At 73.1% G+C, this 22,142-nt stretch carries 19 protein-coding genes; 11 read left to right on the top strand and 8 right to left on the bottom strand.

What is annotated here, in order from left to right; translation table 11 throughout:
- Window positions 1-17: 17 nt before the first annotated feature.
- A complete protein-coding gene (locus AC07DU_RS08040) occupies window positions 18-455 on the bottom strand; it encodes a MarR family winged helix-turn-helix transcriptional regulator (protein WP_360898601.1) in 438 nt (145 codons plus the stop codon).
- A 130-nt stretch (window positions 456-585) separates the two neighbouring features.
- On the opposite strand from AC07DU_RS08040, the gene AC07DU_RS08035 reads away from it, so the two are divergent.
- Window positions 586-768, top strand: a complete 183-nt coding sequence (locus tag AC07DU_RS08035; protein WP_030010567.1) for a hypothetical protein — start codon at window positions 586-588, stop codon at window positions 766-768.
- 12 nt (window positions 769-780) lie between these two features.
- Here the strand turns inward: AC07DU_RS08035 and AC07DU_RS08030 are convergent, their stop codons facing one another.
- Window positions 781-2,229, bottom strand: coding sequence for an NCS2 family permease (locus AC07DU_RS08030; RefSeq protein WP_453374013.1), 1,449 nt, complete (start codon window positions 2,227-2,229; stop codon window positions 781-783).
- Window positions 2,230-2,357: 128 nt separating this feature from the next.
- On the opposite strand from AC07DU_RS08030, the gene AC07DU_RS08025 reads away from it, so the two are divergent.
- Both AC07DU_RS08025 and AC07DU_RS08020 read left to right on the top strand, forming a co-directional pair.
- Complete coding sequence (locus tag AC07DU_RS08025; protein ID WP_479110262.1) at window positions 2,358-2,657, top strand: DUF2530 domain-containing protein; 300 nt, start codon at window positions 2,358-2,360, stop codon at window positions 2,655-2,657.
- Window positions 2,658-2,974: 317 nt separating this feature from the next.
- On the top strand, window positions 2,975-5,443 hold the full coding sequence (locus AC07DU_RS08020; RefSeq protein WP_479110260.1) for a cation-translocating P-type ATPase: 2,469 nt from the start codon (window positions 2,975-2,977) through the stop codon (window positions 5,441-5,443).
- Window positions 5,444-5,460: 17 nt separating this feature from the next.
- On the opposite strand, the gene AC07DU_RS08015 is transcribed toward AC07DU_RS08020, so the two are convergent.
- Complete coding sequence (locus tag AC07DU_RS08015; protein ID WP_360898593.1) at window positions 5,461-5,874, bottom strand: nuclear transport factor 2 family protein; 414 nt, start codon at window positions 5,872-5,874, stop codon at window positions 5,461-5,463.
- Between the two features lie 125 nt (window positions 5,875-5,999).
- On the opposite strand from AC07DU_RS08015, the gene AC07DU_RS08010 reads away from it, so the two are divergent.
- Together AC07DU_RS08010 and AC07DU_RS08005 are read left to right on the top strand one after the other, a co-directional pair.
- Window positions 6,000-6,569, top strand: coding sequence for a PadR family transcriptional regulator (locus AC07DU_RS08010; protein WP_479028905.1), 570 nt, complete (start codon window positions 6,000-6,002; stop codon window positions 6,567-6,569).
- Window positions 6,556-7,344 carry an SGNH/GDSL hydrolase family protein gene (locus AC07DU_RS08005; RefSeq protein ID WP_479110258.1) on the top strand — a complete coding sequence of 263 codons (789 nt, stop codon included), beginning with the start codon at window positions 6,556-6,558 and terminating at the stop codon, window positions 7,342-7,344. The genes AC07DU_RS08010 and AC07DU_RS08005 overlap by 14 nt, the downstream gene beginning before the upstream one ends.
- Window positions 7,345-7,424: 80 nt before the next feature.
- On the opposite strand, the gene AC07DU_RS08000 is transcribed toward AC07DU_RS08005, so the two are convergent.
- On the bottom strand, window positions 7,425-10,592 hold the full coding sequence (locus AC07DU_RS08000) for a sacsin N-terminal ATP-binding-like domain-containing protein (RefSeq protein ID WP_479110256.1): 3,168 nt from the start codon (window positions 10,590-10,592) through the stop codon (window positions 7,425-7,427).
- Window positions 10,593-10,804: 212 nt separating this feature from the next.
- Complete coding sequence (serC, locus tag AC07DU_RS07995) at window positions 10,805-11,926, bottom strand: phosphoserine transaminase (protein WP_479028899.1); 1,122 nt, start codon at window positions 11,924-11,926, stop codon at window positions 10,805-10,807.
- 168 nt (window positions 11,927-12,094) lie between these two features.
- On the opposite strand from serC, the gene AC07DU_RS07990 reads away from it, so the two are divergent.
- Window positions 12,095-13,066: an EamA family transporter gene (locus tag AC07DU_RS07990; RefSeq protein ID WP_479110254.1), complete on the top strand. Its 972-nt coding sequence runs from the start codon at window positions 12,095-12,097 to the stop codon at window positions 13,064-13,066.
- Window positions 13,067-13,103: 37 nt separating this feature from the next.
- On the opposite strand, the gene AC07DU_RS07985 is transcribed toward AC07DU_RS07990, so the two are convergent.
- Complete coding sequence (locus AC07DU_RS07985; RefSeq protein WP_479110252.1) at window positions 13,104-13,490, bottom strand: nuclear transport factor 2 family protein; 387 nt, start codon at window positions 13,488-13,490, stop codon at window positions 13,104-13,106.
- A 138-nt stretch (window positions 13,491-13,628) separates the two neighbouring features.
- On the opposite strand from AC07DU_RS07985, the gene AC07DU_RS07980 reads away from it, so the two are divergent.
- Entirely contained in the window at window positions 13,629-13,904 is a 276-nt protein-coding gene (locus AC07DU_RS07980) for a hypothetical protein (RefSeq protein WP_360898579.1), read from the top strand.
- Between the two features lie 92 nt (window positions 13,905-13,996).
- Here the strand turns inward: AC07DU_RS07980 and AC07DU_RS07975 are convergent, their stop codons facing one another.
- Window positions 13,997-14,968 (bottom strand): helix-turn-helix transcriptional regulator, encoded by a 972-nt coding sequence (locus AC07DU_RS07975; protein ID WP_479110249.1) that lies wholly within the window; start codon window positions 14,966-14,968, stop codon window positions 13,997-13,999.
- Window positions 14,969-15,007: 39 nt separating this feature from the next.
- On the opposite strand from AC07DU_RS07975, the gene AC07DU_RS07970 reads away from it, so the two are divergent.
- Window positions 15,008-15,463 carry a hypothetical protein gene (locus AC07DU_RS07970; protein ID WP_479110247.1) on the top strand — a complete coding sequence of 152 codons (456 nt, stop codon included), beginning with the start codon at window positions 15,008-15,010 and terminating at the stop codon, window positions 15,461-15,463.
- A 52-nt stretch (window positions 15,464-15,515) separates the two neighbouring features.
- On the opposite strand, the gene AC07DU_RS07965 is transcribed toward AC07DU_RS07970, so the two are convergent.
- On the bottom strand, window positions 15,516-17,189 hold the full coding sequence (locus AC07DU_RS07965) for a CocE/NonD family hydrolase (RefSeq protein ID WP_479110245.1): 1,674 nt from the start codon (window positions 17,187-17,189) through the stop codon (window positions 15,516-15,518).
- A gap of 319 nt (window positions 17,190-17,508) precedes the next feature.
- Between AC07DU_RS07965 and AC07DU_RS07960 the strand changes: the two genes are divergently transcribed.
- Genes AC07DU_RS07960 through AC07DU_RS07950 form a run of 3 tightly spaced genes read left to right on the top strand, consistent with a single transcriptional unit; the run spans window position 17,509 to window position 22,138 of the window.
- Window positions 17,509-18,339, top strand: a complete 831-nt coding sequence (locus tag AC07DU_RS07960; RefSeq protein WP_479110243.1) for a TIGR03084 family metal-binding protein — start codon at window positions 17,509-17,511, stop codon at window positions 18,337-18,339.
- Entirely contained in the window at window positions 18,336-20,543 is a 2,208-nt protein-coding gene (locus AC07DU_RS07955) for an acyclic terpene utilization AtuA family protein (protein ID WP_479110241.1), read from the top strand. Before AC07DU_RS07960 ends, AC07DU_RS07955 begins: the two co-directional genes overlap by 4 nt.
- The gene (locus tag AC07DU_RS07950) at window positions 20,540-22,138 is read left to right on the top strand and encodes an acyl-CoA carboxylase subunit beta (protein WP_360898567.1); all 1,599 of its coding nucleotides are present in this window, start codon (window positions 20,540-20,542) and stop codon (window positions 22,136-22,138) included. The genes AC07DU_RS07955 and AC07DU_RS07950 overlap by 4 nt, the downstream gene beginning before the upstream one ends.
- Window positions 22,139-22,142 lie beyond the last annotated feature (4 nt).

Below are 22,142 nucleotides of genomic sequence, written 5' to 3'. Positions count from 1 at the left end.
GCCTCCTGGCGTCGTTCCTACAGGTGCGCGAGCTTCTCCAGGACGGGTGCGGCCGCGCGCAGCTTGGCCCATTCGTCCTCGGTCAGCTCGGCCGCGAGCCCGGCCAGGAAGGCGTTGCGCTTGCGGCGGCTCTCTTCGAGCATCGCTTCGGCCTCCTCCGTCTGGCGGACCACCTTCTGGCGGCGGTCGTCGGGGTGCGGTTCCAGCGTGACCAGACCCTTGGCCTCCAGCAACGCGACGATGCGAGTCATCGACGGCGGCTGGACGTGCTCGCGCCGGGCCAGCTCTCCGGGGGTCGCCTGGCCGCAGCGGGCGAGGGTGCCGAGGACCGACATCTCGGTCGGGCTCAGGGATTCGTCGACGCGCTGGTGCTTCAGGCGTCGGCCCAGCCGCATCACGGCGGAGCGGAGATCGTTCACGGCGCCGGCATCGTCGCCATGGGTGAGGTCAAGCATGTATTTAGAGTAACTCATTACCCTACCTAAGGAAGAATGGTTTCCGCGGGTGTGGGGACGGTCACTCGTAAGGGTGAGTCGGCGGCGGAAAGTGACCCGCGGACGCACGCTCTGCCCCGACTCTTTCGGCATGGGGACACATGTGCTGAGCATGCGCATAGACGGGGAGCTCCTCGACAGGCTCCGGATCCATGCCGCCAAACGCGGAATGAGCGTCCAGGACTACGTGGTCCGGACGCTCATTCGCGATGACTTCGACGAGCGCTTCAAGGCGGCCGTCGACGAGACGGAGAAGTTCTACGGGCTGACGTGAGCCCGGGCGGGGCTACGTGAGGCCCAGGGCGGGCATCGCGTAGTAGAAGACGAACACCGCCGACACCACGTACATGGCCACCGGGACCCCGCGGCCCCGGCCGGTCGCCAGGCGCAGGGCGCAGAAGCTCACGAAGCCGATCCCGATGCCGTTGGTGATCGAGTAGGTGAAGGGCATCATCACCATGGCCAGGAAGGCCGGGACGGCGATGGTGAAGTCGCTCCAGTCGATGTCCTTGACCGAGCCCGCCAGGATCAGGAAGCCCACCGCCACCAGGGCGGGCGTGGCCGCCTGGGACGGGACCATGGTCGCCAGCGGGGTGAGGAACAGCGCCACGGCGAAGAGGCCGCCCGTCACGACGTTCGCCAGGCCCGTACGAGCGCCCTCGCCGACCCCGGCCGTGGACTCCACGAAGCAGGTGGTGGCCGAGGAGGAGGTGGCGCCGCCCGAGGCGACGGCGAGGCCGTCGACGAGCAGGACCCGGTTGATCCCGGGGAACTCGCCGGTCTTCTTGTCGATCAGCTTGGCCTCGTCGCCGACGCCGAGGATGGTGCCCATGGCGTCGAAGAAGCAGGACAGCAGCACGGTGAAGACGAAGAGGGCGCCGGTCAGCACGCCGACCTTCCCGAAGCCGCCGAACAGGCTGACCTCGCCCACGAGGCCGAAGTCGGGCGCGGCCACCGGGTTGCCCGGCCAGGCCGGGACGGTGAGGCCCCAGCCCGAGTCGGGCAGCTTGGCGATCAGCTGGACCACGACGGCGGCGACGGTCATGACCACGATGGAGATCAGGATCGCGCCCGGCGTCTTGCGGATGAGCAGGGCCAGGGTGAGCAGCACGCCGACGACGAAGATCAGGACGGGCCAGCCGTCCAGGTGGCCGGCGCCGCCGAGCTGGAGCGGGACCGTGGTGTGCGCGGCGTCCGGGATGCGGGAGACGAAGCCCGAGTCGACCAGGCCGATCAGCATGATGAACAGGCCGATGCCGATGGCGATGCCCTTGCGCAGGCCCAGCGGGACGGCGTTCATGACCCGCTCGCGCAGGCCGGTGGCGACCAGCAGCATCACGACGAGGCCGGCCAGGACCACCATGCCCATGGCGTCGGGCCAGCTCATGCGCGGGGCGAGCTGGAGGGCGACGACCGTGTTCACGCCGAGGCCGGCGGCCAGGGCGATCGGGACGTTGCCGATGACACCCATGAGGAGCGTGGAGAACGCGGCCGTCAGGACGGTGGCCGTGACGAGCTGGCCGCCGTCGAGCTGGTGCCCGTACATGTCCTTCGCGCTGCCCAGGATGATCGGGTTGAGCACGATGATGTAGGCCATCGCGAAGAAGGTCGCGAAGCCGCCGCGGACCTCCCGGGCGACGGTCGAGCCGCGCTCGGAGATCTTGAAGTAGCGGTCCAGCCTTCCGGAGGGTTCCTGGAGGGACGGTTCCGGGGCCGTGGCCGTGGGGGTGCTCATACGGTCCTCATTGGGTGGTTCATACGAAGAAAATGGGCCACGCCCACATCGTTTCAGTATGAACACATGAACGAAGGGCAGTCCATCTCCGCGCGTAGACCCCGGATCTGGGCGCCTAGACTGACGGCATGGCGAAATGGACCCCGAAGCACGAGGCGCCCGAGCCCCTGGAGGGCCCGATCGTCGCCACCATCACCGGCGGCACGATCCTCTGGTTCGCCCTGTTCGTGGTCCAGCTCCCCTTCTACGGATGGTTCGCCGACCGCGGTCAGCTGTGGTGGGTCTGGACCTGCGCGGCCGGCGGCTTCCTCGGCCTGATCGGCATCTGGTACGTCCGGGGTCGCGACGCCGCCCTCAAGCGCCACGCGGCGGCCGCTGCGCTGGCGGAACGGGACGAGCAGCCGGGGCAGGACCCGCAGCAGTCGTAGACGGGGCCCGCCCCGCACCGCTGGACGGGCCGTGGGGCGGGGACGCTCCGGGGCGTCCCCGCAGGTCGAGCGAACCCATCGCCGGCTGCCTGTCCGACCGGGCCAAGGGTTCGCGAGCCGAGGAGACGTCCCGGAGGGGCCCCGCCCCACCTCGAAGCCGCCCCCCTCGAAGCCGAGCCGCGCCCGGCCTCGGCCGCGAGCCTGGCCGCTGGCCGCTGACCCCGCCCCCGACCAGGGGACGATCCGGGTCATCCTGAAGTCGGATCTTCGGACTTCTCGGCGGGTGAAGCGTTCGAAGCCCCCTTACCGTCGGAACCATGACGCAGCGGGCGAGGATCGACCAGGACGGGCCGGAGCCGAGCGGCGCCGGCGCCCCCGGCACCGCCATCGACGCGGGGGCCGAGCTCGATCCGGTGCACCCCGTGCAGCCGCCCGCGCCCCGGTTCAAGCCGGCGGGCCTCAGTACCGCCGAGGTCGCCGAGCGCGTCGCGCGCGGAGACGTCAACGACGTGCCCGTCCGCAGCAGCCGCTCCACCGCCGACATCATCCGCGCCAACGTCTTCACCCGGTTCAACGCGATCATCGGCGTGCTCTGGGTGATCATGTTCTTCGTCGCGCCCATCCAGGACAGCCTCTTCGGCTTCGTGATCATCGCCAACACCGGCATCGGCATCATCCAGGAACTGCGCGCCAAGAAGACCCTCGACGGCCTCGCCGTCATCGGCGAAGCCAAACCGAGCGTGCGCCGCGACGGCCGTACCGCCGAGATCTCCACCTCCGAGATCGTCCTCGGCGACGTCATCGAGCTCGGCCCCGGCGACAAGGTCGTCGTCGACGGGACCGTCGGCGAGGCGGACGGCCTGGAGATCGACGAGTCCCTCCTCACGGGCGAGGCCGATCCCGTCCTGAAGAAGCCCGGCGACCTCGTCATGTCCGGCTCGTTCGTGGTCGCGGGCGGCGGCGCGTTCACCGCCACCAAGGTCGGCCGCGCCGCCTACGCCGCCCAGCTGGCCGAGGAAGCCTCCCGCTTCACGCTCGTCCACTCCGAGCTGCGCTCCGGCATCTCCACCATCCTCAAGTACGTCACCTGGATGATGGTCCCGACCTCCATCGGCCTCGTCATCAGCCAGCTCGTCGTCAAGGACTCCAACCTCAAGGACTCCATCGCCCGCACCGTCGGCGGCATCGTCCCCATGATCCCCGAGGGGCTCGTCCTCCTCACCTCCGTGGCCTTCGCGATCGGCGTCATCCGGCTCGGCCGCAAACAGTGCCTGGTCCAGGAGCTGCCCGCCATCGAAGGCCTCGCCCGCGTCGACGTGGTCTGCCTCGACAAGACCGGCACCCTCACCGAGGGCGGCATGGACGTCACCGAGCTCCGCCCCCTCGGCGGCGCGGAGGAGGCGTACGTGAAGAAGGTGCTCGGGGCGCTGGGCGAGTCCGACCCCCGGCCCAACGCCAGCCTCCAGGCGATCATCGACGCCTACCCCGACAGCGCGGAGTGGCGCTGCACCGAGTCGCTGCCCTTCTCCTCCGCCCGCCAATACAGCGGCGCCAGCTTCAGCGAGGGCGACGGCGAGAACAACACCTGGCTGCTCGGCGCCCCCGACGTGCTGCTCCCCGCCGGGGACCCGGCCCTGGAGGAGATGAACGAGCTCAACGAGCAGGGCCTGCGGGTCCTGCTGCTGGCCCGCTCCGGGCGCGAACTGGACGACGAGGCCGTGGCCACCGGGGTCCGCCCGACCGCCCTGGTCGTCCTGGAACAGCGGCTGCGCCCCGACGCCGGCGAGACGCTGCGCTACTTCGAGGACCAGGACGTCAGGGCGAAGGTCATCTCCGGCGACAACGCGGTCTCCGTCGGCGCGGTCGCCGGCAAACTCGGACTACCGGGCGCGGAGAACACCGTGGACGCGCGGAAACTGCCCTCCGAGCAGGCGGACATGGCCCGGGTACTCGACGAGAACGCCGTCTTCGGGCGCGTGACCCCGCAGCAGAAGCGGGACATGGTCGGCGCCCTCCAGTCCAAGGGCCACACCGTCGCGATGACGGGCGACGGCGTCAACGACGTGCTCGCCCTCAAGGACGCCGACATCGGGGTGAGCATGGGCTCCGGCTCGGAGGCCACCCGGGCGGTCGCCCAGATCGTCCTCCTCGACAACAGCTTCTCGACGCTCCCCTCGGTGGTCGCCGAGGGCCGCCGGGTCATCGGCAACATCACCCGGGTGGCGACCCTCTTCCTCACCAAGACCGTCTACTCGGTGCTGCTCGCCATCCTCGTGGTCTGCTCGCAGGTCGAGTACCCGTTCCTGCCCCGCCACCTGACCCTGCTGTCCACGCTCACCATCGGCGTCCCGGCCTTCTTCCTGGCCCTGGCCCCCAACAAGGAGCGCGCGCGGCCGCACTTCGTGAGACGGGTCATGCGGTACGCGATCCCGGGCGGCGTGATCGCGGCGACCGCCACCTTCGTGACGTACCTGCTCGCCCGCGCCCACTACACGGGACCCGACTCCCTCACAGCGGAGACGAGCGCGGCCACGCTGGCCCTCTTCCTCACCTCGATGTGGGTGCTGGCGATCATCGCCCGCCCGTACACGTGGTGGCGGGTGGGGCTGGTCGGGGCGATGGGCGGCGCGTTCCTGATCGTCCTCGTCGTGCCGTGGCTCCAGGAGTTCTTCCAGCTCAAGCTGGAGGGTGCCACGATGCCGTGGATCGCGGTGGCCATCGCGGCGGGCGCGGCGGCCCTGATCGAGTTCACGTTCCGATGGGTCGACCGCAGGTTCCCCGCCTAGGCCGTCTCCGTAAAGGTTCAGACGAGGCCGTCGGCGGTCAGGCCCGCGAGGACGGCCTGGCCCAGGGCCTGCACGGCGGACTGCGGGCGGACCATCACGGTGAACTCCTTGACCCGGCCCTCCTCGTCGAACTGGAGCAGGTCGATGCCGTGGATCTGCTTGCCGTCCACGGTGGCCCGGAAGGGCAGGATCGTCGACGGGGTCTGCGCGGGGTCGGTGCTCGTCTCGGCCGTCCCCTCGAAGTGGCCGACGTAGCGCAGGTCCTCGAAGACGCGCAGCAGGACCCCGAAGAGCCCCATCACCATGGGCCGGCCCTCGAACGGCGTGAACTTCACCGGGCTGTACAAGCGGATGTCCTCGGTGAACAGGTCTTCCAGCGCGGCGAGATCGCGCTTCTCCACGGCGGCGCGGAAGCGGTCGGCGGTCTCCATGGCTCCTCCTGGCGTGCATGCATGTGTGCGGGTGGGCGTGCGGTCCGGTCATAGTCAAGGAATTGACTAGTCAGTTTCATGAGTATGATGCGAGAGCGGACGAGGAAAAGGAAGGGGCCGCGGCGATGGCCTTGCGACATGCGGTACTGGCGGCGCTGCTGGACGCCGAGTACAGCGGATACGAGCTGGCGAAGTCCTTCGGCATCGGCGTCTCCAACTTCTGGCACGCCTCCCCCCAGCAGCTCTACGCCGAACTGGCCAAGCTGGAGAAGGAAGGACTGGTCGCGGGCCGCCAGGTGGTCCAGGAGGGCCGGCCCAACAAACGCCTCTTCCAGGTCACCGGCTCCGGCCGCGCCGAGCTGGAGGCGTTCGCCACGGCCCCGTCGAAACCCCCGGTCATCCGGGACGACCTCCTCGTCAAGGTGCAGAACGCCGACCGCATCGGCAGCGCGGCGGTGATCGAACAGCTCGAAGAGCGGGCGGCCGCGGCCGACGCCAAGATCGAGCTCCTCGGCAAGGTCCTGCGCAAGATGCGCGGCGACGTCGACGAGGAGGAGTTCCTGCGCCGGGGTGAGCGGATCGGCGGATACCTGACCGGCCTGCGCGGACTGGCCTTCGAAGAGGGCCACCGGGACTGGTGCCGCCGCACCGCGGCCATCTTGAGGGAGAGGCGGACCGACCATGGCCACGGGTGAATACCTGCGGTACGTCGCCCTGGGCGACAGCCAGACCGAGGGCCTCGGCGACGGGGACGACACCCTGGGCCTGCGCGGCTTCGCCGACCGCTTCGCCGAGCACCTGACGGCCGCCAACCCCGGGCTCCAGTACGCCAATCTGGCCGTACGGGGACGCCTCGCCGGTCAGGTCCGCGCCGAACAGCTCGGCCCCGCCCTGGCGCTGCGCCCCGACCTGGCCACCGTCGTCGCCGGCGTCAACGACGTGCTCCGGCCCCGGTTCGACGCGGCGGAGGTCGTCGGGCACCTGGAGGCGATGTTCGCGGAACTCACCGCCGCCGGGGTCCACGTGGCGACCGTGACCTTTCCCGACCTGAGCCGGATCGTGCCCCTGGCCCGGCCCGTGGGGCCCCGCGTGCACGAGCTCAACACCCGCATCCGCGCCGCCGCGGCCCGCCACGGCGTCAGCGTCGCCGAAACCGCCCGGCCGGCCATCGTCACCGACCCGAGGCTGTGGACCGAGGACCGGCTCCACGCCAGCCCACTGGGCCACGAACGGATCGCCGCGGCCCTCGCCCACGCCGTCGGCCTGCCCGGCAGCGACGACAGCTGGACGCTGCCCCTGCCGCCCGCGGACACCCCCGCCGGCCGCTCGGCCGTCACTGCCGTCACGGCCGAACTGCGCTGGGCGGCCGCGTTCCTCGGCCCCTGGCTGGGCCGCCGCCTGCGCGGCCGCTCCTCCGGCGACGGCCGCACGGCCAAACGCCCGCACCTGGCGCCCCTGGTCAGGGCCTGACCCCTGGCTTAGGTCGTCTCTTTCGGATCTCGTCGGTTAGGCCGCGCGGCGCGGGCCCGGCGAGATCCGGCAGAGACGGCCTAGTCGAACCACCGGTCCCGGGCCAGTTCACCGGTCCGGGACGGGTCCTCCAGGAGGGCCGCGACCTCGAAGCGGCGGGGCCACTGGCGCGCCGACCAGGCCAGGCCCGCCGCGACGCCCTCCAGGGTGGCGGCGTGCACGGTGCCGTCCGGGGTGCGGCGCCAGTCCAATTCGATGCCGCCCGCGATCAGTTCCTCGTGCTCGACGTAGGTGGCCGGAGTGGCCGGGCCCAGCAGCACACGGACCGACTCCGGGACCTCGTGCTCCTCGCCCGGCGTGCTCACCTCCGCCGGGACCGTCTCCGACAGGCGCCGCACCTGGAGCAGGTCCGCGAGGTCCGCCGCACGCGACGGGCTGACGGGCAGCAGGGGCAGGCCCGCCGTCAGCGGCAGCAGGTCCGGGGCGTCCGCGATGACCGCCTCGGCCGCGTCCACCACGAGCACCTCGCCGTCCACCACCGCACGCAGCTCGTCGGGCAGGGTGACCTGCTCCGGGTCCAGATCGGCCAGAGCTCCGTACAGGCCGTGCAGCTGCCGGTCCGTCACCTCGCGGTCCGGGTCGGCCAGCCGGGCCAGCAGTTCGGCCGCGCCGCCGGGCTCGTCCAGCAGGGCCGCCACGGTCGTCCGTACGCCCAGGGCCCGCAGGACCTGCTCGTCCTCGAAGCCCGTGGCGTCCGCCGAGGTGTAGAGGCCCTCCAGCAGCGGGTCGCCGCCCGCGGCGCGCAGCCCGGCCGGGCGGCGGCCGTCGAGCACCGGGTGGTCGCGCAGCCACCAGGCGGTGTACGGGCGCACCGACTGCATGGTGCCGTCCGGGAGGAGGATCCGTACGGGCTGGGTCAGGGCGTCGCGCAGCGGCGGCTGTGCCAGCATCGCCAGGGCCTGGGGCCAGCAGTGGTCGTCGACCAGGTCGAGGTCGCGGACCGCGATGAGTTCCGTGGCCACCGGGGGGACCGGGGTGTCGGGGAGCTGGTCCAGTACGTCCTCGCACCACACGTCCACCGCGTCCAGCAGACCGGCGTCGTCGGGCTCGGCGAAGTCCCCCTCGCGCGGCTCCAGTTCGTCCGGGTCCAGGACGACGTCGGTGGCGCGGACCAGCTGGAAGGTGGCGAGGACCCCGCAGGCGGTGAGGGTGTCCGCGTCCCAGCGGGCGGCCAGCTCGGCGTCCACGTACGGGACCTCGTCCTCCCGGATGACGGAGGCCAGGGGGCTGCCCGGAAGGAGGAGTTCGCCCGCCGGGGTCAGTTCGCCGTCCTCGTCGGGAAGGGCCAGCGCACCCAGCCAGGGCTCGTCGCCCGGGGCCAGGTCGGCGTCGCGGATCAGCCCCAGGACCACCTCGGCCAGCTCGTCGGCGTCCAGGGTGTCCGCGTCCTCGTCCCAGATCTCCCCGGCGTCGAGGGAGGCGGCCACCGCCGCCCGCACCTGCGGGGTGGTCAGGATGGCCCGCGGCGTGGCGGGGAGGGCCCCGAGCTTCTCCAGCAGCGGGTGCGCCGCGTCCGGGTGGGCCACCTTCAGCCCGAGGCGGGCCAGGTCCGCGGGCGTCTCGGCGTACGGGAGCAGGACGTGGCGCGGCCCGATCGTGGTACGGACTCCCCCGGGGCCTCCGGCCTGGGAAGGGTCCCCGGCGAGCGGTACGGGCAGCCCGGACAGCCGGTCGGGGTCCACCCCGGCGAGGCTGTCGTAGAGCCGGTACCACCACTCGGGGGTCCGCTCGATGCCCGCGATCCGCTCGATGGCGTCGCCGAGGGGGAGCCGGCCCACGCCCAGGGTGCGCAGCTCGGCGCGGCGCTCCAGGCCCGCCGGCAGCAGCGTCGGCAGGACCTCGGCCAGGACGCGTACGGTGTCGGCGCCCGCGCCCTCCACCACCTCGGCCTCGAAGGGGCGCAGGGCGGCCCGCTCTTCCGCGTGCTCGGGCGGGGCGGCCGGTGCGAGGAACGCCGTACGGGGCAGGCGCTGCAGCACGGCGGCGCGCAGCGCCCCGTCCAGTTCGCCCTTGCCGAGCGGGCCGGGGACCAGGTCCACGAGACCGGTGCTGACGGGGTCCCAGGAGCCGAGGAGTTCGGCGTACGCGTCGGCCGCCCGCTCCACGAGGAAGTCGGTCAGCGGCCCCGGCGCGGGGTGCCGGCGGGTGGTGTCCAGCGGCAGGGTCGCGATGAGCAGCGCCGGGATGCCCAGCGGCTCGTCGGTGGGGGTCGGCGCGTGCACCACGGGCGCGGTGGCCGGGCGCAGCGGGGCGCCGTCGTCGTCGACGGGCACGGACCAGGACACCGCCCAGGCGGGCCGCAGCCGCTCCTCCACGGGCCGGTCGGCGAGCAGCGCCCGCTCGATGGGGCCGCCGTGACGGACGGTGCGCCAGCGGCTGGTGCGCGTGCCGGTGGCGGTGGTGTCCTCGATGACGGTGTACGGGCCCTCGTCACGGCGCTGGAGCGTGCGGGTGCCGCCGGCCGGGGTCTCCACCACGACCTCGCGCAGTCCGGGCAGGGTGAGCAGCAGGGCGTCGTCGATGCTGGTCAGCAGCCGCTCGGCCAGGTCCTCGGCGGCGGCGTCGCGCAGCGGGAGGACCACGACGGTGTCGTAGCCCTCGGGGGCGCTGCCCTCGGCGGGCAGCGGGAGCCGCAGCAGCGGCACGTGCCCGTCGCGGCGGCGCAGTTCGTCGCCGAGGCCGGGGCTGCCGACGGCGGCGTCCCGGGCCAGCTCGCGGGCCTCGGCCAGGGACCAGCGGACCCCGCCGTGGCGGCCGAGCACCGCGGGCTCGTCGCAGACGGCCAGGACGGCGGCGAAGCCGACGCCGAAGCGGCCGACGCTGTCGTCCGCGGACTCCCGCTTGGCGGAGGCGCGCAGGGTGCTCAGCGACTCCACGCCCGTCGCGTCCAGCGGGGCACCGGTGTTGGCGACGGCTAGCAGCGCCTGCCCGCGGTCGCCCGGACCGGGGTGCAGGGTGAGCCGCAGCCGGCCGGGCACCTTGGCCCGGGCCGCGGCGTCGGCGGCGTTCTGTGCCAGCTCGACGACGAGCCGGTCCCGGTAGCCGCCGAGCGCCAGGTCCTCCTCGGCGTTGGCGTCCTCGCGGAAACGGGCCGGGCCCGCGCCCCAGGCATCGAGCACCCCGCGCCGAAGCCGGGCCGTGCCGAAGGGGTCCACGCCGCTCTGTGCCGCCGTCACTCGCACGCTCACGCCGCTGCCTCCAAGCTGTGCCTTCACGGATCGCCGGGCCCCGAACTGCCCGAACGTCCTGAAGGTACCGCCTGGAGAGCCGGGTCCCGCCCGGGAGGTGAGCGCAGACGACCCCACCGGCGGACGACTGAGCCCCCGGCGACGGCGGGTCGCGGGGGCTCAGGAGCGTGAGGTCAGAGCGTGCGGTCAGACCCTTCAGCCACAGCCTGCGGTCAGAGCTTCTCGATCACGTAGTCGATGCAGGCGGTCAGCGCCTGCACGTCCGCCGGGTCGATCGCCGGGAACATCGCGATGCGGAGCTGGTTGCGGCCGAGCTTGCGGTACGGCTCGGTGTCCACGATGCCGTTGGCGCGCAGCACCTTGGCGACGGCCGCCGCGTCGATGTCGTCGGAGAAGTCGATCGTGCCGATGACGGCGGAGCGCTTGTCGGCGTCCGCGACGAACGGGGTCGCGTACTTCGACGCCTCGGCCCAGCCGTACAGGTTGCGCGCGCTGGCCGCCGTACGCCCGGTGGTGAACTCCAGACCGCCCTGGCTGTTCATCCACTCCAGCTGCTGGTTCAGCAGGAAGAGGGTCGCCAGCGCCGGGGTGTTGTAGGTCTGGTTCTTCAGCGAGTTGTCGATCGCCGTCGGCAGCGAGAAGAACTCGGGGATGTGCCGGCTGCCGGAGGCGTGCACGCGTGCGGCGCGCTCCAGGGCGGCCGGGGAGAAGGCCGCCAGCCACAGGCCGCCGTCCGAGGCGAAGGACTTCTGCGGCGCGAAGTAGTAGACGTCCGACTCGGTGATGTCCACCGGCAGACCGCCCGCGCCCGAGGTCGCGTCCACCAGGACGAGCGACCCGGCGTCCGCGCCCGCGACGCGCTTGACCGGCGCGGCGACACCCGTCGAGGTCTCGTTGTGCGTGTACGCGTACACGTCCACGCCCTCCTCGGCCACCGGCTCGGGGTGCGTGCCCGGCTCGGAGGAGATCACGGACGGCGCGTCCAGCCACGGCGCGAGCTTCGCGGCCGTGGCGAACTTGGAGGAGAACTCGCCGAAGGTGAGGTGCTGGGACTTCCGCTCGATCAGACCGGCGGTCGCGATGTCCCAGAAGGCGGTGGAGCCGCCGTTGCCCAGGATCACCTCGTAGCCCTCGGGGAGGGAGAAGAGGTCCCGGACGCCCTGGCGGACCGAGCCGACCAGGTTCTTGACCGGAGCCTGCCGGTGTGAGGTTCCGAGCAGGGAGGTACCGGTGGCGGCGAGGGCGTCCAGCGCCTCGGTCCGCACCTTGGAGGGGCCCGCGCCGAAGCGTCCGTCGGCGGGCTTGATGTCAGCGGGAATCTGGATCTCAGCCACGAGCGGAGCGTATCGGGTCCTGGTCGGGCCGCTGTGAGCGCGTCCACCGGATGAGACGCGTCGCACCTGCGCCCGGGTCTCGGGGAAGGCCTGACCGACACGAAGCCGTAGCGAACATGTAAGGCAACGTAAGCGGAAGGACTCCTTACGGACCCGTAATCTGGAGAAATGACCGCACCTCCCGCCCCCTCGTCGGCCACGACCCCGGCCCCGGCCACGGCCCCGACCGTGTCCGCGTCGGCCGCGGCTCCCCTCGCCGAGCCGCCCGCAGGGAGTGCGGCGGCCCGGTTCGGGCCGGTCGCGCTGGTGATCTCGGCGGGGATCTCGGTGCAGTTCGGCGCCGCCCTCGCGGTCATGATCATGCCGAGGGCCGGGGCGGCGGGGGTGGTCACCCTGCGGCTGACGGCAGCCGCGGTCGTGCTGCTGCTCCTGTGCCGCCCCAAGGTCCGCGGCTACTCCCGCTCCGACTGGGGCACGGTGCTCGCCTTCGGCCTCGCGCTGGCCGGCATGAACGGACTCTTCTACCAGGCCATCGACCGGATCCCGCTCGGCCCGGCCGTCACCCTGGAGGTCCTCGGGCCGCTCGCGCTCTCCGTCGTCGTCTCCCGGCGGCTGGTGAACGTGCTCTGGGCCGGCCTCGCCCTCGGCGGCGTGGTCCTGCTCTCCGGACACGGCGGGGGCGGCCTCGGCTTCGGCTCCCTCGACGCGCTGGGCGCGGCCTACGCGCTGGGGGCGGGCGCGATGTGGGCGGCGTACATCGTCTTCAGCGCGCGTACGGGCCGCCGCTTCCCGCAAGCGGACGGCCTGGCCCTGGCGATGGCGGTGGCCGCGGTCCTGTCCCTGCCCCTCGGCGTCGCCCAGGCGGGCTCGGCCCTCCTCGTCCCCGGCACCCTCGCGCTGGGCGTCGGCGTGGCCGTACTGTCCTCCGTCCTGCCCTACACGCTGGAGCTGCTCGCCCTGCGGCGCATGCCGGCCCCGACCTTCGCGATCCTGATGAGCCTGGAGCCGGCCATCGCGGCCACCGCGGGCTTCCTCGTCCTCCACCAGGCCATGTCGGCACTGGACGCCCTGGCCATCGCCCTCGTGATCGCGGCGAGCATGGGCGCGGTGCGGTCCCAGATGCGCAAGAAGGCCGCCTGAGGGATCCGCGGCCGCCCTTCGGCCCCGGGCGGCGCGGTCAGCTGCCCGCGGGCGGTACGGGGGTGGCCTGGTGGTAGTACATCCGCCACCCCGTGCCCGCACTCCGCTCGCGCCAGAGCGAACTGCGCCGTGCCCGGTGTCCGCCGATCGTGGTCTCGTAGGTCAGGTGCACCACCCCGGGCGCCAGCACGACACCGGTCATCCCCGACGGCTCGTAGCGCGGGCCGTCCTGCGACGCGCCGTCCATCTCCGGGAGGGCGGCCAGCATGTCCTCGTACGTCCAGCGCCGGCCCGAGGCGCCGACCTCGACGAAGTCCGGGTCGAGGAGCTCTTCAACCAGCGACCGGGACACGCGCACACACGGGTCCATCAGACGCAACTCGCCCGCGATGGCCTGGCCCACCTCGTCCGTCTCTCTGCTCATGAGGGCATCTTCACGCAGGGCGCAGCCGGGTGGGCCGTGCGGGGTAGCCCGGTCGGCTCGTGCCGCCGTGCGCAGGGTGGGGCGCACTGCTTGGCTGAGGGCGTTTCCCCCATCCTTCGACCTCACGGGAGCAGCACCGTGGCCATCATCGCCATCGTCGAATTGCCGGGCGTCACCAAGGAGCAGTACGAGCTCAACCACGCGAACCTCCGCGCGGCGCCGTGGTGGCCGGCGGAGGGCTTCATCTCCCACGCGGGGGCCCCGGCGGACGGCGGCTGGCTCGTGGTCGACCTCTGGGAGTCGAAGGAGGCTTTCACGGCGTTCATGGAGAAGGCGGCGACGGTCTTCCAGGAAAGCGGCATGCCGAGGGTCGAGCCGAAGATCTACGAAGCGGTGAACGTGGACATCGGCTGAGGCCTGCGCAGCCGCAGCCGCAGCCGCAGCCGCAGCCGCAGCCGCAGCCGCAGCCGGAGCCGGAGCCGCCACAGCCTCCGCCAGCCGGCGGTTCAGCCGTAGCGGGTCGTCATCGCCGTCAGGGTGGTGCGGATGCGGGTGCGCAGGGCCGGTGGGGAGAGGACCTCGGCTTCCGCGCCCAGGGCGAGGAACTGGGCCTCCGCCCGGGACTGCGACTCGATCGGGAGCACCGCGCGCGTCCAGCCCGGCAGGTCCGGGTCCGGTTCGCCCGTGGAGGTCAGGGCGCGGGCCTGGGCGCCGGTCAGCTGGGCCGCGGCCCGCGGGGAGAGGCGTACCAGCGCCTCCTCCGGGTGGAGCCGTGCGTGGAAGTCGGCCTGGGTCCGCCGCCAGTGGGTCGCCAGGTCGAAGCCGTTGGGGAGTTGCGCCGAGCGGGCCGTCTCGGTGACCGAGAGGATCTGGTCCACCCGGTAGGTGCGCGGCTGCGGCTGCCCGTCGGCGGGCCCCGCGACCAGGTACCAGCGGCCCGCCTTCAGGACCAGCCCGTACGGGGCGAGGAGGCGGCCGACCTCCCTCGGCTCCTTCCAGCGCCGGTAGCGCACCTCGATCACCCGGCCCCGCCACACCGCGTCGGCGACCTGCGCGAGGTACGGGGTCTCCTCGTGCTCCGCGTACCAGCCCGGCGCGTCCAGGTGGAAGCGCAGCCTCATCCGATCGGCCTGCGCCCGCAGTTCGGCCGGCAGCGCCGCCCGCAGCTTCAGCTGGGCCGCCGACAGGGCCGGACCGAGGCCCAGTTCGGCCGCGGCGCCCGGCATCCCGGTCAGGAACAGCGCCTCCGCCTCGCCCGCGCTGAGCCCCGTCAGGCGGGTGCGGTAGCCGGCGAGCAGCCGGTAGCCGCCGCTGTGCCCGGCGTCCCCGTACAGCGGTACGCCCGCGGCGGCCAGCGCCTCCGCGTCCCGGTAGACCGTACGGACCGACACCTCCAGCTCCTGCGCGAGCTCGGCTGCGGTCATCCGGCCCCGGGTCTGGAGCAGGAGCAGGATCGACAGCAGGCGGCTCGACTTCACTGACACAGGATGTCAGTGGAGTGCTCCTACCGTCCTCGCATGAACGAATTCGACTTCCTGGTCGGCACGTGGGACGTGACCAACCGCTGGCGCACCGACTTCCTCGACGCGGACAGCGCGTGGGAGGAGTTCCCGGCCGTGTCCCGCGCCTCGCGCCACTTCGACGGCGGCGCCAGCTTCGACGAGATCGACTTCCCGACGAAGGGCTTCGGCGGGCTCACGCTGCGCCTCTTCGACTGGGAGCGCGAGGAGTGGTCGCTGTACTGGTCGAGCCGGCGGACCGGGACGCTCTTCCCGCCCGTCACCGGCCGGTTCGACGGCGGGCGCGGGGTCTTCGAAGGGGAGGACACGCATGCCGGGAAGGCCGTCCGCGTGCGGTTCGTGTGGTCGGGGACGGCGCCGGGGGAGTCGCCGCGCTGGGAGCAGTTCTTCTCGCTCGACGAGGGCGCCACCTGGATCCACAACTGGACGATGGACTTCGCCCGCCGCCCCTGAGAGCCGTACGCCCGCCCGCCGCCCACGGGGGACGGTGGGCGGGTGTACCTCCTCAGCCGAGCGGCAGGTCCAGGTACGAGGGCGTCGCCTCCGGCGAGGTGAACGCCAGGGTCGCGCGCGGCAGGTTGGCGTCGCCGTAGAACGGATCGCGGGCGTCGATGACCAGCATCAGCCGGTTCCCGCGCGGCACGTCGTACGCCGTCGCCTGGAGCTCGATGTCCGCGCTCACCAGGCTGTCGGGCGGCGAGTCGAGGTCGGTGTACGGGGCGTGCGTGACGAGGTGGGCCATGCCCTCGGGCGCCACGTCGAGGAGGTACGCGACGAAGGTCGACCCGGGATTCGCGGCCCGGTAGGTCACGCGCAGCCGCGGTGTGCCGCGCAGCCGGGTGGTCTCCGCGACGGGCGCCGCGGCCCACACGGCGGCGACGGTGCGGTCGATGTCGTCCGTCGGGTAGACCTTCGGGCGGCCGGCCATCTCCGCGTACCCGGACTCGACGACCTTGTCGGCGACGGTCGCCGGGGTGTCCACCCCGCACAGCACGGTCGCCGTCCAGCCGGCCTGCGCGTCGTCGGCCTCCTCGACGAGCTCCCCGTCGTCCGCCAGGTACACCCGCTCCACGTGCTCGGTGAGGGAGGGCCAGGTCGGGCGGGGTTCGAGGGTCTTGCTCCACATGACCTCGCCGACGACCTGCCCTTCGTCGCCGATGCCGTTGTCGATGTCCTTGAGGTGGTGGTCGAACCAGCGGTGGGCGTCCGTCCAGATCCGGTTCGGCAGGCCCAGCATGCCGGTCATCTCGGGGCCGGAGTGGTCGCCTATGGAGACGGCGAGGCGCTTGGGACCCGTCAGTTCGTTGAACATCTTCAGGGTCTGGTTGGGCGGGAACAGGGTCTCGTGCCAGGCGTGCGAGAAGAAGACGGGCACCTGGCGGCGGTTGAGCTCCTTGATGTGGGTGAAGGGCGAGCGCGTCTCCGCCCAGCGCAGGGTCCCCGGAACGTCGCGGTTGGCGAGGACGTTGTCGAAGACCGTCTGCGTCTGCGGGCTCAGCCGGGCCTTCGCGGCCGCCGCGAGCAAGGCCCGTACGGCCGCGACGTGACGGGTGGAGTTCTCGTAGAACGCCTCACCGAGGTCGCCCCAGGTGCTGAGCGCGACGACGGCGTGGACGCGGGTGTCGTGCGCGGCGACCAGCTGGCTGATCCCGGAGCCGTACGAGTCCCCGAGGAAGCCGATCTTCGTCACGGGGCCCGTGCTGCGCTCGATGATGTGGTCCAGGGCCCGGCTGCCGTCCGTGATGTCGAGCGCGCCCGCCACCTCGACCTCGCCCTCGGAGCCGCCGAAGCCGCGGGCGGAGTAGGCGAGGACGTTGTAGCCGCGCAGGGCGAAGAGCGTGGCCTGGACCGCGTACGGGAGCCAGCCCAGGCTGGTCCAGGGCGAGGGCATGACGATCACCGGGCGCGGGCCGGTTCCGGTGTGCCGCCACAGTGCGGCGTCGAGGAGGTCCCCGTGGGCGCCGGTGACCTTGCCGCGGGTGAAGACGGCGACGGAGCGGACTTCGGCGACCTCGGCGGCGCGGGCGGGGGCGAGGCCGGTGACGTCGCCGCATTCGAGCGCGGTGACGAAGGCGCTGAGGGCGGTCGCGTCGAGTTCGGGATACAGGGAGAAGGGATACGGGGAGGAGGAGGGCTGGGAGGAGGGCTGGGAAAAGGGGGGCTGGGCGGCTGAAGTCACGTCATTCCATCCTCTTCGTCGAGGGACACGCACACGAACATGCAGCGGAACGTCCGGTGCCAGTGTCGGCGGGACATCCGTGACGTATCGCGGGTTTCCGGCGTACGGCCGAAATCGCCTCGGGGTGGTCGGCGGCCGCCGCGCCCTGGACCTGCGGTCGGCGCGGCCCGGTCCAACTCCCGTTCGTGTACGGGGGTTTGCGCGGTGTGGCGGGAAGGCGTCGCCCGGTGAGGCTGGCGCTAAGAAAATCATGCAAGCGTGCTTGATTGTTTTTCCGGGTGCTGCCAGTCTTCCCCTCACGCCGAGAGGGGAGCGCACCGTGCCCGATCCGTCCGCCGCCGACGCAGCACCCGCCGCAGCACCCGCCGTCTTCGCAGATCTGCGCCAGGAGAGTGAGGAACTCGACGCGCTGGTCGGAGAATTGGGGACCGGTGACTGGGCCAGGTCCACCCCCGCGCCCGGTTGGACCGTCGCCCACCAGATCGCCCACCTGCACTGGACCGACCGGGCCTCGCTGCTCTCCCTCACCGACGCCACCGGATTCGGCGCCCTGGTCGAGGAGGCCCTGAAGGCGCCCGACTCCTTCGTCGACGAGGGCGCGCGGGAGGGCGCGGCGCTGGCGCCCGCCGACCTGCTCGCCCGCTGGCGCACCGGCCGCGCCGCGCTCGGGGAGGCGCTCGCCGCGGCCTCGCCCGACGCCCGCTTCCCCTGGTACGGGCCGCCCATGAAGGCCGCGTCGATGGCAGGCGCCCGGCTGATGGAGACCTGGGCGCACGGGCACGACGTGGCCGACGCGCTCGGCGTGCGCCGCACCCCGACCGCGCGGCTGCGGCACGTGGCGCGCATCGGCGTGCGGGCCCGCGACTACGCCTACGCCGTACACGGACTGCCGGCGCCCGCCGAGGAGTTCCGGGTGGAACTGACCTCCCCCGACGGCTCGCAGCTGTGGACGTACGGCCCGCCCGGCGCCCCGCAGCGGGTCACCGGCCCGGCGCTCGACTTCTGCCTCCTGGCGACCCGCCGGGCCCACCGCGCCGACCTGGCCCTGGCCGCAACCGGCCGCGACGCGGACCGCTGGCTGGACATCGCGCAGGCCTTCGCGGGCCCGGCGGGGCCCGGACGCGCACCGTCGCCGCAGGGCCCCCGATGACCCGCCGGCCGCTGCGGATCGCCAACGCCTCGGGCTTCTACGGGGACCGCTTCAGCGCCCTGCGCGAGATGCTGACCGGTGGCCCGTTGGACGTGCTGACCGGGGACTACCTGGCCGAGCTGACCATGCTGATCCTGGGCCGCGACCGCCTGAAGGACCAGAGCCTCGGCTACGCCAAAACCTTCCTGCGCCAGCTGGAGGAAGGCCTCGGCCTCGCCCGCGAACGGGGCGTACGGATCGTCGCGAACGCCGGCGGCCTCAACCCGGCCGGACTGGCCGACGCGGTACGGGACCTGGCGGCCACGGTGGGCGTCCCCGTCCGCGTGGCCCACGTCGAGGGGGACGACCTGACGCCGTACGAGGGCGCGCTGACGGCCAACGCCTACCTCGGCGGCGGCGGGATCACCGCCTGCCTGCGCGCCGGCGCGGACGTGGTCGTGACCGGCCGCGTCACGGACGCCGCGCTGGTCAGCGGCCCGGCCGCCTGGTGGTTCGACTGGGCCCCGGACGACTACGACCGGCTGGCGGGGGCGATGGTGGCGGGCCACGTCCTGGAGTGCGGCACCCAGGCCACCGGCGGGAACTACGCCTTCTTCACCGCGCACGACGTCCGCCGTCCGGGCTTTCCGCTCGCGGAGATCGCCGAGGACGGCACCTCGGTGATCACCAAGCATCCGGGCACGGGCGGCACGGTCTCGGCCGGCACCGTCACCGCCCAGCTCCTCTACGAGACCCAGGGCGTGCGCTACCTCGGCCCGGACGTCACCGCCCGCCTGGACACCGTCCGCCTGACCGGCGACGGACCCGACCGCGTACGCATCACCGGAGTCCTGGGCGAACCCCCGCCCGCCACCCTCAAGGTCGGCGTCACCCGCATCGGCGGCTGGCGCAACGAGGTCGTCTTCGTCCTGACCGGCCTGGACATCCAGGCGAAGGCGGCCTTGGTCCGCGCCCAGCTGTCCGACGCCCTGGAGGGCGTGGCCACCGCCGACTGGACCCTGTCCCGTACGGACCACGAGGACGCCCCGACGGAGGAGACGGCCAGCGCCCTCCTGCGGCTGGTGGTCCGCGACCCCTCGCCGGACCGCGTGGGCCGCGCGCTGACCTCGGCCGCGATCGAGCTCGCCCTGGGCAGCTACCCGGGCTTCCACGTGACGGCCCCGCCGGGCCCGGCCCAGCCGTACGGGGTCTTCACCTCGGCCCTGGCCCCGGCCGACTCCGTCCCCCACACGGCGGTCCTCCCGGACGGCACCCGCCTACCGATCTCCGCCGCGCGGAGCCTGCCCCCCACCCCGCCGCTTCCCGAAACCGGGGCGCCAGACCCGGGCCACCGCCCCCGGGTCTCCGCCCCGGACCCGTCGGGGGCTCCGCCCCCGGACCCGACCGGGGCGCCGCGCCCGGACCCGTCGGGGGCTCCGCCCCCGGACCCGACCGGGGCGCCAGACCCGGGCCACCGCCCCCGAGTCTCCGCCCCGGACCCGACCGGGGCGCCGCGCCCGGACCCGTCGGGGGCGCTGCCCCCGGACCCGACCGGGGCGCCAGACCCGGGCCACCGCCCCCGGGTCTCCACCCCGGACCCGACTGGGGCGCCGCCCCCGGGCCCGTCGGGGGCGCCGCCCCCGGGCCCCCGCGCCTCAAACGCCGGCGGGGCTGGATTGTCAGCCCTTCCCGCGTCCGAGGAGCGGGGTTCGGGGCGGAGCCCCGGTTCTCCCGCCTCGCCGGAGGCGGAGGCGCCGCCCCCGGGGCGGAGCCCCGCCGGGCCCACTACCCAGGCGCCGCTCGGGGCGGTGAGCCCCGCCGGGCCCGCGACCCGCGCGCCGCTCGGGGCGGTGAGCCCCGCCGGGCCCACCAGCCGCGCGCCGCTCGGGGCGGTGGCGGGCGCCCGTAGCGGCGACAAGGGGGGTGACGCCAACGTCGGCGTGTGGGTGGAGACCCCCGCCGCATGGGACTGGCTGCGCACCACCCTCACGGTGGAGGCACTCCAGGACCTGCTGCCCGAGACCCGGGACCTCCCGGTGGTCCGCCACGAGCTGCCGAACCTCCGCGCCCTGAACTTCGAGATCCGCGGCCTCCTCGGCGACGGCGTCGCCTCCGGCCACCGCTTCGACCCGCAGGCCAAGGCCCTCGGCGAATGGCTCCGCGCCCGCCACCTCGACATCCCGACGCACCTGCTGCCGTCCGCCCCGGAGGGGACCCGTCCATGACCCGCCTCGGCACCACCGTCGACCCGCACGCCCCCGAGCACACGCAGGCCCGTACCGCCGCTCTGGAACGCCTCACCGCCCTCGACGCCGAGCACGCCAAGGCGCTCCGGGGCGGCGGCGAGAAGTACACCGCCCGACACAAGCAGCGCGGCAAGCTCCTGGCCCGCGAGCGCATCGAACTGCTCCTCGACCCGGACACGCCGTTCCTGGAGCTGTCCCCGCTCGCCGCCTGGGGCAGCGACTACCCCGTCGGCGCCTCCATGGTCACCGGCATCGGCACCGTCGAGGGCGTCGAGTGCCTGATCACCGCCAACGACCCCACCGTCCGCGGCGGCGCCAGCAACCCGTGGACCCTGAAGAAGGCGTTGCGGGCCCACGAGATCGCCCGGCAGAACCGGCTGCCCTGCATCAGCCTCGTCGAGTCCGGCGGCGCCGACCTGCCCTCCCAGAAGGAGATCTTCATCCCGGGCGGCGCGATCTTCCGTGACATCACGCGGCTCTCCGCCGACGGGATTCCGACCATCGCCGTCGTCTTCGGCAACTCCACCGCCGGAGGCGCGTACGTCCCCGGCATGTCCGACCACACCATCATGATCAAGGACCGTTCCAAGGTGTTCCTCGGCGGTCCGCCGCTCGTCAAGATGGCCACCGGCGAGGAGAGCGACGACGAGTCCCTCGGCGGGGCCGACATGCACGCCCGCACCTCCGGCCTCGCCGACCACTACGCCCTCGACGAGTACGACGCGATCCGCCGGGCCCGCCGCGTCGTCGCCCGCCTGAACCACCGCAAGCCGCACGCCGACCCGCCCCCGGCCGAGGAGCCCCTGTACGACCCCGAGGAACTCCTCGGCATCGTCCCGGCCGACCTCAAGACGCCCTTCGACCCCCGCGAGGTCATCGCCCGCCTCGTCGACGCCTCCGATTTCGACGAATTCAAGCCGTTCTACGGCCCCAGCCTCGTCACCGGCTGGGCCACCCTCCACGGCTACCCCGTCGGCATCCTCGCCAACGCCCAGGGCGTGCTGTTCAGCGCCGAGGCCCAGAAGGCCGCGCAGTTCATCCAGCTCGCCAACCAGCGCGACATCCCGCTGCTCTTCCTCCACAACACCACCGGCTACATGGTCGGCAAGGAGTACGAGCAGGGCGGCATCATCAAGCACGGCTCGATGATGATCAACGCCGTCTCCAACTCCCGCGTCCCGCACCTGTCCGTCCTCATCGGCGCGAGCTACGGAGCCGGCCACTACGGCATGTGCGGCCGCGCCTACGAACCCCGCTTCCTCTTCGCCTGGCCCAGCGCCAAATCCGCCGTCATGGGCCCCCAGCAGCTCGCGGGGGTGCTCTCCATCGTGTCCCGGCAGTCCGCCGCCGCGAAGGGCCGGCCGTACGACGAGGAGGCGGACGCCGGGATGCGGGCCTTCGTCGAGGCGCAGATCGAGGCCGAGTCCCTGCCGATGTTCCTGTCCGGGCGGCTGTACGACGACGGCGTCATCGACCCGCGCGACACCCGCACCGTCCTCGGCCTGTGCCTGTCGGCCGTCCACAACGCCCCCGTCGAGGGCGCCCGTGGCGGCTTCGGCGTCTTCCGGATGTGAGCCC

The sequence above is a fragment of the Streptomyces sp. NPDC045695 genome (assembly GCF_056432025.1).
Note: the sequence above shows the minus strand (reverse complement) of the source record. Positions and strands in the feature narration are given on the sequence as shown.